This window comes from Paenibacillus qinlingensis, assembly GCF_013204845.1.
Classification (GTDB): Bacteria; Bacillota; Bacilli; order Paenibacillales; family NBRC-103111; genus Paenibacillus_E; species Paenibacillus_E qinlingensis.
Map to the genome: position 1 here is coordinate 589,065 of NZ_JABMKY010000004.1, position 9,225 is coordinate 598,289.

The window sequence follows — 9,225 nt, forward strand, 5'->3', positions numbered from 1 at the left end:
ATAATATTTGCAATGAGTAGGTATTGGGTTATTTGTAAAATTTTATAATTAGAAAGGATAATTTCTATGGAATATGTTGAAATTAATCCTCAAATTGAATTATTCATCAATAGACACTCCACACCCACTTGGATTATTGAAGATGCAACAACAGATTTTATTGATCTAACTTATATTTTCAAGGGAAGGGCTCACTACTCTATTAATGGTACTGTGTATGAAGTCAATCAAGGAGATCTCCTATGTATCCCTAAAGGCAGCCGCCGAAGCGCAATTACTGACGCCGCAAATCTAATGACGAGTTATGCACTGAATATCCATATCTATGATTTGGAAGGCAAGGATGTAAATCTACCGTTTCCATTAATTTCGCATATTGGTGAGCCAGAAGAATTACATTCCATGTACAATGAATTGACATTTGAATGGCTAAAGAAAAATAAAGGTCATGAATTGAAAGCCCGTGCTTTGCTTCTTATGATCCTTCATTATTATTTCAGGTGTTTGTATTATAAAGAGAACCATGTAAATATAGATAAACGAATCCAGAGATCTATTAGATATATTTTAAGTAACTTGCAGAATCAAATAGAAGTAGAAGAGCTAGCATCCATTGCTGGTTTGACTACAGCATATTTTGGGACGCTTTTTAAAAAATACATGGGTGTATCTGTTAAAGAGTATATTAATAGAATGAAAATTAATGATGCTGAGAATATTCTCCTTAGCGGTGAGTTTACCGTTCAAGAAGCTGCTTATAAATGCGGTTTTGAAGACATTTATTATTTCAGTAAACTATTTAAAAAAATAAAAGGGTTTCCACCCTCTAGAATCTTAATAGAAAATAGTAAATCAGATCGGCAGGAATTTGTAACCTCAAGCTGATTTTTGAAATTTGATTTCGGACTTTACCGTAGATGTTGCGGTAGGTCCTTTTTTTATACATATTTGCTTGTTCGATTGAATTGGCATATAGATGTAGAAAATCGTTCTTTTAGTAAAGATGGAGAAATATTTTATACCGTATTCCTTGATAAAGAGATAAGGAAACGTTAGAATTATTATTTATTGCACAATATGGACAAGCAACGAAAGTGGTGAATAGATCATGCACGCCATGACGGCGAGTGTACTTCAGATGATTAGGAGGGCAAAGTCCCCGCTGTCAAAAGTTGAAATAGCGGAGGAACTTGGCGTATCGTTGTCCGCCATTTCTGTACATGTGGAACGATTACTCAAAGAAAATCTGATAGAGATGTCAAGGATTGGGGTTTCGTCAGGTGGCAGGAAGCCCAAAGAATATGCTTTGAATAAAGACTTTGGCTTAATTGTATCGATTGAACTGGAAACTACGCTTGTTCACATAGCCCTCACTAACTTTAATTGTGAAGTACTGTGTCTAACTAGCTCTGATATTGAAATTACGGATGGACCCGATATCGTATTGACGCGAATTCATAAGCATGTTGAACAGATGCTTTTAGATAATGATATCGATAAAGCTTCAATTAAAGGCATCGGAATTGGCATTCCCGGACCCGTAGATTTTTCAATGGGTTTACCGATTTCTCCTCCAATTATGCCGGGGTGGGACCAGTATCCTATCAGGGAATTCTGGGCAAAGTATTTTGATTGTCCTTGTTATGTTGATAACGATGTGAATATTATGGCGCTAGGTGAACATGCCAAAGGCTTAAAGTTTGAAGTCAACAATGTCATTTTTATTAAAATCGGGAGCGGTATTGGCTCTGGAATTATTTATGATGGTGTGTTGTACAGAGGATCCACTGGAAGTGCAGGAGATATTGGTCATTTTGATATCGGATCGGATGTCGTATGTTGGTGTGGAAATAAAGGTTGCCTGGAGGCTTCGGCAGGTGGCAAAGCCCTCATTTCAAAAGGAAAAGAGCGGGCGCTCTTCAATAATAGTGGTTATTTGTTGGATATTCTTAATAGCCGCGGAGAACTGTCAATTGAGGATATAGGTGCAGGACTTCTTCAACTCGATTCATCTTGTGTAGAGTTGGTTCGTGAAAGTGGTGCCTTAATCGGAAAGGTCATAGCATCCATTGTTAATTTTGCCAATCCCGATCTGATCGTGATTGGAGGGAGGATTGCTGAGTTCGGGGACATATTCCTTGCAGCAATACGACAAAGTGTTTACCAAAGATCACTGCCACTTGCTACCCGGAATTTAATTATTAATAAATCTTCACTTGGAAATATGGCTGGACTCATTGGCGGTGCATTTATGACGATCGATCAAATCATTACACAGGCTACTGACAACCAGGTTGACACTTATCTTTAAATAATGCGAAGAAACACACCCTTTACATCAAAGAGGTGTGTTTTTTTGTTTTGTTTTTGTTTTAACATTAACACTCATACTTTTAACATTGACTGTTAAAAGTATGAGTGTTAATGTTGTAAGTGAGGAGGGGTACCATGAAGAAAATAAAGACGGCCATCATTGGAGCGGGTTTTATTGGTAAAGCACATCTCGAAGCAATAAGAAGATTGGGATATGTAGAAGTTGTGGCTATCGGGCAAAGTAATGAAAAGCATGCCGAAGCGTATGCAAAGTCTCTAAATATTCCTAAAGCTTACGGCAATTATATGGATTTGCTGCAAGATGATGAAATTGAGGTTGTTCACAACTGTACGCCTAATCATCTTCATTATGAAATAAACAAACAAACGCTTCTCCATGGAAAGCATCTTCTATCTGAGAAGCCACTAACTCTTACGAGTAGCGAAGCAAAAGAACTTTATGAGCTAGCCCTTGAGAAAAGGCTAATTACTGGCATTAATTTTAATTATAGGCAGTTTCCAATGGTACAACAGTTAAAGAATATGGTGAATGATAATGATCTTGGAGAGATTCGAATTATTCGTGGGAGTTACTTACAAGATTGGCTTCTTTATGATACCGACTACAATTGGCGAATGGAGCCTGAATTTGGTGGGGAGACGCGTGCGTTAAGTGATATCGGCTCCCATCTTTTCGATCTCGTGCAATATGTAACTGATCTTAGTATCACTGAGGTTCTTGCGGATCTATCCATCGTTCATCCGATTCGCTATAAATCAAGTAAAAGCGGAGCATTTTCTGATACAAATGATAGCTTGAAACAAGTGGATATTAAAACGGAAGACTATTGTTCGGTTTTGGTGAGGTTTAGTAACGGGGCTCGAGGGGTTTTCACAGTATCACAAGTATCTGCCGGTAAGAAAAATGCACTAGAGATTAATTTGGATGGTTTAACTTCTTCAGGAACTTGGAAACAAGAGGAGCCTTTCAAATTACAAATGGGCTATCGGGATAAACCAAGTGAAACGATTTTAAGAGACCCCGCTTTACTTAAAAAGAAAGCACTACCCTATCTGCACTATCCCAGTGGTCATGAGGAAGGTTGGACAGATAGTCTTAAGAATACGATGCAGCACTTTTATGATGCAGTATTCAATAACTATGAAACGCCTGCTGATTCAGTTGCTACACTCAAAGATGGATATCAAGCAATGCTTATTAATGATGCTGTCATTAGAAGTGTTAAGTCAGGGACATGGGAAGCTGTTGTATCCGTTTAGTTCAAATACCTTCTATACAAGAAGAAAGCCGAAAACAGGTTTAAGATCCTGTTTCTGGCTTTTTTTATTGGCGATACATGACAGAAAGTAAATCTACGAAGTAGCTCCATGTCATCAGTAAACGTAAGCAATCGGCAATCGAGATACTTTCACATTCTTATGTCATGTTCTATATTCGGAAGCTAATTTTTAATCACTTTTTTTCGGTATAAGCCTGGGGTAACGCCAGTAAACTTCTTAAACAACTTATGAAAATAGGGTAAACTCTCATAACCGCAATTGTGAGCGATCGTATCAATACCTAAGTCGGTAGTTAAAAGCAGCTCCTTTGCAGTTGAAATTCGCTTGGCATTCACATAGTCGGTAATGTTCATCCCGGTTAATTGTTTAAACGCTCTAGATAAATGAGCGGCTGATACTGAAGTGTGCTTAGCCAAATAGGAAAGTCCAGCGGTTTGGTCAGTGTGAAACTGATCTAAGTGTTGAAGTATGTTTCGTAACCAGGAAGGTCCGACATCGGACGTTGCCAGTTGATGATGGGATTCTTTTAATATCAAACGATTAATGATGATCAAAAGGCTATTTAAATTCAGTTGAACAGCATATCTAAAGCCAGCTTCGTGTTGTTCCAATTCATCATGCATTTGTTTGAGTTTTTCTTCAAGCAGTGGGCGTATGGTAGCTGGGACAACCAGCTTATAGCTCTTGTTTTTTCGGGCTAGGTCAAAAACTTGCATATTCGTAAACGAATCAGCTGATGAATAATGTGCAATCAGTTGCGGATCAAAAAAGACAGCAGTGGCTGTAACTGGAGATTCAGAATCTGGCAATGCCTGATGGATGGTATTTCCAGGAATGATGAAGAGGTCTCCTTCATTCATCTCATAGAGCATTTGATTTAAGAAAAATGTACCTATTCCACTATAAACATAAACTAATTCAAAGCGATCATGAAAATGCTCTGGTAGTTCACGATTTGGTGTCTTTTTGTCCTTGAATACGATGTCAAATGGTAATAGGGGGTCGTTAATAAAGTTTTTCATTAGCGGTTTTTGCATTTTGCGAACCTCCCCAGATCGTCTCATTTTTTTAAATTGTATTATTTATAGAATATCAAAATAGAGTATGTTTTTGCAAAGGTAAAGAATTAACAAATGCCGTAATCTTGGTACAATAAGAGGTATGCACACCGAAATAAAGGAGGCTATGTATCCTGAAAAATTGTTGCCATTAAATTTTTGGCGTATATAGCGTTATTGATACAGTACTAACTTGGAAGAAACTGGAATTATTCTATTATAGGCCGACGTTGTATTTGGATTGTTCGGAAAATCTCATCAAAGGAGCCAGTCATCGATGAACGTCGTTTACCAATTTGAAGAAGTAGCGAGGCTTCCCTTACCCGGAGATAACTGCGCCGTTGCGATTCAGCAACTGAACGCTGGTACCGCCATTCAGTATGAAGGTCAAATCCTTACCTTGGATTACACGGTTATGGAAGGCCATCGATTTGCAGTGAAAGCGATTGCTTCTGGCGAAGATATGCTTTCGTGGCAATTGCCTTTCGGCGTGGCGACGAAGCCGATTCAACCCGGTCACTATGTGATCAACGAAACAGTACGGAAAGCGCTCAGTGTGCGCCAGTTGACATTCGCGGTGCCCGCGGAGTCCAATTTCGCGGATCAAGTTTCTCCTTATATTCTTGACGAGAAGAACTTCCGGCCGGCTGAGGCGTCGCCAGCTTTTACGGATACCCGCACTTTCATGGGATATCGCCGCCATAAAGATCGCGGGGTTGGTACCCGGAACTATATCGTACTTCTCGGCACCACCTCACAGACGGGGAGCTACGTGAATGAGCTTGCTGCTCGTCTACAAAGCGAATGGAAGAACGATTCGAATATAGACGGGATCGTTCCCGTCGCTCACACGGAGGGCGGCACAGAGAAGCCGAATAATGTGGACTTGCTGCTGCGGACGCTCGCAGGTTTCATGGTCAACCCGAACGTCGGAGCGGTATTGGTTGTCGATTATGGCAATGAATCGGTCACGAACAAGATGGTCGAGGCTTATGCACGCGAGCATAGCTATCCGATCGATGAAGTCCTGCATAAGTTCGTGTCGCTAACAGGAAGCTTCGAAGAGGAGCTAGTTAATGGTGAAGCGTTAGTACGCGAATGGCTACCAGCGGTCAACACGATGCAGCGAACGCCAGAATCCATCAGCAACTTGCGAATCGGCTTGCAATGCGGCGGTTCGGACGCTTTTTCCGGAGTATCGGCAAATCCACTGCTTGGCTGGGTTTCGGAACAATTGGTGCGTTACGGCGGTGGGGCTAGTTTAGCCGAAACGGATGAGTTGATCGGCGCGGAACCCTATGTCCTCTCTAAAGTACGCAATGTGGAAACCGCGCGCAAATTTTTGGAACTTGTGAATCGATTTAAGGAGCGTACGTCGTGGCACGGTACCAGTGCAGAAGGTAACCCGTCAGGTGGCAACATGTATCGCGGCTTGTATAACATCTATCTCAAATCTATTGGCGCCGCTATGAAGAAAGACCCGACAACACGGATTGATTATGTAACCGAGTACGGAGAGCTAATGAAGGATGGCGGCTATTATTTCATGGATAGCCCTGGCAATGACCTGGAGAGCATCGCCGGACAGATAGCCGCAGGCTGCAACATGATCTTCTTTACAACGGGAAATGGTTCCATCACCAACTTTCCATATGCGCCTACGATTAAGGTGGTAACAACAACTCGCCGTTTCCAATTGCTTTCGGACGATATGGATGTGAACGCGGGACAGTATCTAGAAGGCAAGTCGATGGATGAGCTGGGGCAAGAGGTATTCGATTTGGCGCTCCAAATTGCTTCAGGTCAGCGAAGTGTCGGTGAGAAGGCGGGCCATGCCCAAGTACAAATTTGGCGCAACTGGCAGCAGACCGATGCGAGTCAACTGGAGACGCTGCTTCACGCTCCTGTACCGACAGGAGTTCCGATCGCAATTGAAGAAGATGCTATAACGAAGGTTAACCCGATCCAATTTGCATTTACTCGACATCGCAATCGGCAGTCTAGTGACAATATCGGCTTAATCGTGCCGACCAGTCTTTGTGCCGGACAGGTAGCGGGTATGATCACAAAGCGCCTAAACGAGCAAGGAGTAGGACAGCCTGAGCTCTCGCGTTTTGTCACATTGGCGCACACGGAAGGCTGCGGCACCTCGGGGGGACCTGCTGAATCGCTGTTTGCCCGTACGATGATTGGCTATATTACGCATCCGATGGTGGAGCATTGTTTGCTGCTGGAGCATGGCTGCGAGAAAACACATAACGACTACATGCGCCATCAGATGGATGTGATGGGTGTTGATGCGAGCCAGCTGGGTTATGCCAGCATCCAGCTCGACGGCGGAATTACCAAGGTCAGCGAGAAGGTTGAGGCCTGGTTCGCCGATCGATTGGTTGCGGCTAATACGGCAGAGAAGGTGACGGTCGGTTTGGAAGGGCTGCGCATCGGGATCGTAAGTGTAGGTGACATTAACAAAGATGCCGGCAAGCAGTTGGGAGTACTTACCAAGTTGATTGTCGGAGCTGGAGGCTTGGTCGTCGTTCCCGAGAACAGCGGATTGCTTGCCGAGGATGCGTTCAGTCAGGATCTATTTAGCGCTTCTCAAGTTGTGCCGTCTATCTCCTATGGTGAACACGTCCGCCACAATGGATTCCATATTATGGAGACGCCAACAAAGCATGGGGTGGAGACGATCACAGGACTTGCCGCCACAGGTGTCGAATTAATAATCGCGCTGATCGGTGATCGTCCGATGCAGACACATCCATTCGTCCCGATGCTGCAAGTGACGTCGGAACAGGCTGTCCTGGATAAGCATAAGCAAGATGTCGATTTGGTACTCGAAGGTAACGCGAGCTTATGGGTAGATCATATACTCGAGCGCAGCAAAGAAATTTTGGAACATTCTTATGTACCGCGTCTCTATCAGCAAGGTAATATCGATTTTCAAATGACACGGGGCCTATTCGGTGTGTCGTTATAATACAGACAATAACAGAAAGCGAGGAACACGCCATGACTAACGCATTATTATCTCTACGGCCGCTTGGCAATACTGGCCTGCTCATATCACCGCTATGCATGGGAGCCGCTCCACTTGGAGATATGCCAGAGACTTTTCAATATAGCACGTCGGAAGAACAGGCGTTAGTGACGTTGCGCACTGCCTTCGAAAGCCCAATCAACTTTATTGATACGGCTGCGGCATATGGCGAAGGCGAGAGCGAACGTCGAATCGGTAAGGCCATTCATGCAAATGGTGGTCTTCCCGCAGGTTATGTGTTGGCTACCAAAGCCGATCGCGACTTTAGCAACGGCGACTTCAGCGGCGAACAGATCAGACGTTCCATTGAAGGAAGTCTGGAACGCTTAGGACTTGATCATCTCCAATACGTTTACATCCACGATCCTGAACATACCACTTTCGAAAATGTTATGGGACGCGGCGGACCTTTGGAAGTACTTCAAAAGTTTCAAGAGCAAGGAGTCATTGGACACATCGGTATCTCCGGCGGACCGATTGATATGCTCATTCGTTATGTCGAAACGAGAGCGTTCAGTGCGGTTGAAACCCACAATCGATATACGCTGCTCAATCGGGCTGCCGAACCATTGCTTGATGTCGCGAGTCATTTGGGCGTGGCGGTCATTAACGCCGCTCCTTATGGCAGCGGCATATTAGCTAAAGGTCCGGAAGCATACGCTCGGTATGCCTATAGCGACGCTTCGCCAAGTGTAGTGGAACGAGCGCGAATGTTCGCGAAAGTTTGCCAGGCATACAATGTGCCACTAGCTGCCGCTGCGCTTCAATTTTCGCTTCGCGACCCGCGGATCACCAGCACGGTCGTCGGCATGAGCAAACCGGAAAGGGTAGCCCAGACGTTGGAACTCGCGAATTACCCGATTGACCCTGAGCTATGGCCTGCTCTTGATGAATTTGGCTATGATACGGAAGATCCCGAAGAGAATCGATTTGCTTAGTGGGTAGGGTATATCCAAATCATCTAGATCGATTCGTGACCTAGCTGCCCGGGTAATTCATGATTTGGAACAATATTCTCGTCCCTAAGTATAACAATTAGATGTATTCAGGTGTCGAGTGACAAGAAAATTATCTCATTAAAAGCCGCGTATATCGCGGCTTTTTTATACGTAAAATTTATAAGTTTTGGGTATTGAGGTAAACGAAGCTAACCCGAGGCCATAGCTGAAGCTAACCCAAACCCAACCCCACCCCCAAACCCAAGCCCAAGCCCAACCCCAAGCCCAAGCCCAAGCCCAAGCCCAAGCCCAAGCCCAAGCCCAACCCCAACCCCAACCCCAAACCTAAACCTAAACCCAAGCCCAAGCCCAAGCCCAACCCCAAACCCCAAGCCCAAGCCCAAGCCCAAGCCCAACCCCAAGCCCAAGCCCAAGCCCAACCCCACCCCCAAACCCAAGCCCAAGCCCAAACCCGAACCCCAAGCCCAACCCCAACCCCAACCCCAACCCCAACCCCAACCCCAACCCCAACCCCAACCCCAACCCCAACCCCAACCCCAACCCCAACCCCAAC

At 44.3% G+C, this 9,225-nt stretch carries 7 protein-coding genes; 5 read left to right on the forward strand and 2 right to left on the reverse strand.

Annotation, left to right across the window (positions count from 1 at the left end):
* The first annotated feature begins 66 nt into the window (after positions 1–66).
* The 3 genes from HQN88_RS12130 to HQN88_RS12140 all read left to right on the forward strand — a co-directional run bounded on the left by HQN88_RS12130 (position 67) and on the right by HQN88_RS12140 (position 3,594).
* Positions 67–885, forward strand: a complete 819-nt coding sequence (locus HQN88_RS12130) for an AraC family transcriptional regulator (RefSeq protein WP_173111523.1) — start codon at positions 67–69, stop codon at positions 883–885.
* Positions 886–1,138: 253 nt separating this feature from the next.
* Positions 1,139–2,311: an ROK family transcriptional regulator gene (locus tag HQN88_RS12135; RefSeq protein ID WP_338118525.1), complete on the forward strand. Its 1,173-nt coding sequence runs from the start codon at positions 1,139–1,141 to the stop codon at positions 2,309–2,311.
* A 137-nt stretch (positions 2,312–2,448) separates the two neighbouring features.
* Complete coding sequence (locus HQN88_RS12140) at positions 2,449–3,594, forward strand: Gfo/Idh/MocA family protein (protein WP_173111529.1); 1,146 nt, start codon at positions 2,449–2,451, stop codon at positions 3,592–3,594.
* 182 nt (positions 3,595–3,776) lie between these two features.
* On the opposite strand, the gene HQN88_RS12145 is transcribed toward HQN88_RS12140, so the two are convergent.
* A complete protein-coding gene (locus HQN88_RS12145; protein WP_173111532.1) occupies positions 3,777–4,652 on the reverse strand; it encodes a helix-turn-helix domain-containing protein in 876 nt (291 codons plus the stop codon).
* Positions 4,653–4,950: 298 nt separating this feature from the next.
* Here HQN88_RS12145 and HQN88_RS12150 point away from each other — a divergent pair, with 298 nt between their 5' ends.
* Both HQN88_RS12150 and HQN88_RS12155 read left to right on the forward strand, forming a co-directional pair.
* Positions 4,951–7,653: a UxaA family hydrolase gene (locus tag HQN88_RS12150; RefSeq protein WP_173111534.1), complete on the forward strand. Its 2,703-nt coding sequence runs from the start codon at positions 4,951–4,953 to the stop codon at positions 7,651–7,653.
* Between the two features lie 32 nt (positions 7,654–7,685).
* Positions 7,686–8,651 (forward strand): aldo/keto reductase, encoded by a 966-nt coding sequence (locus HQN88_RS12155; protein WP_173111537.1) that lies wholly within the window; start codon positions 7,686–7,688, stop codon positions 8,649–8,651.
* Between the two features lie 209 nt (positions 8,652–8,860).
* Here the strand turns inward: HQN88_RS12155 and HQN88_RS12160 are convergent.
* Positions 8,861–9,225, reverse strand: a 365-nt coding sequence (locus tag HQN88_RS12160; RefSeq protein ID WP_216855695.1) for a hypothetical protein, incomplete at its 5' end; no start/stop codon positions are given.

Excerpts from the sequence above, each read along its gene's own strand:
- HQN88_RS12130 (WP_173111523.1), top strand. The coding sequence starts at position 67 with ATGGAATATGTTGAAATTAATCCTCAAATTGAATTATTCATCAATAGA.
- HQN88_RS12135 (WP_338118525.1), top strand. The coding sequence starts at position 1,139 with ATGATTAGGAGGGCAAAGTCCCCGCTGTCAAAAGTTGAAATAGCGGAG.
- HQN88_RS12140 (WP_173111529.1), top strand. The coding sequence starts at position 2,449 with ATGAAGAAAATAAAGACGGCCATCATTGGAGCGGGTTTTATTGGTAAA.
- HQN88_RS12145 (WP_173111532.1), bottom strand. The coding sequence starts at position 4,652 with ATGCAAAAACCGCTAATGAAAAACTTTATTAACGACCCCCTATTACCA.
- HQN88_RS12150 (WP_173111534.1), top strand. The coding sequence starts at position 4,951 with ATGAACGTCGTTTACCAATTTGAAGAAGTAGCGAGGCTTCCCTTACCC.
- HQN88_RS12155 (WP_173111537.1), top strand. The coding sequence starts at position 7,686 with ATGACTAACGCATTATTATCTCTACGGCCGCTTGGCAATACTGGCCTG.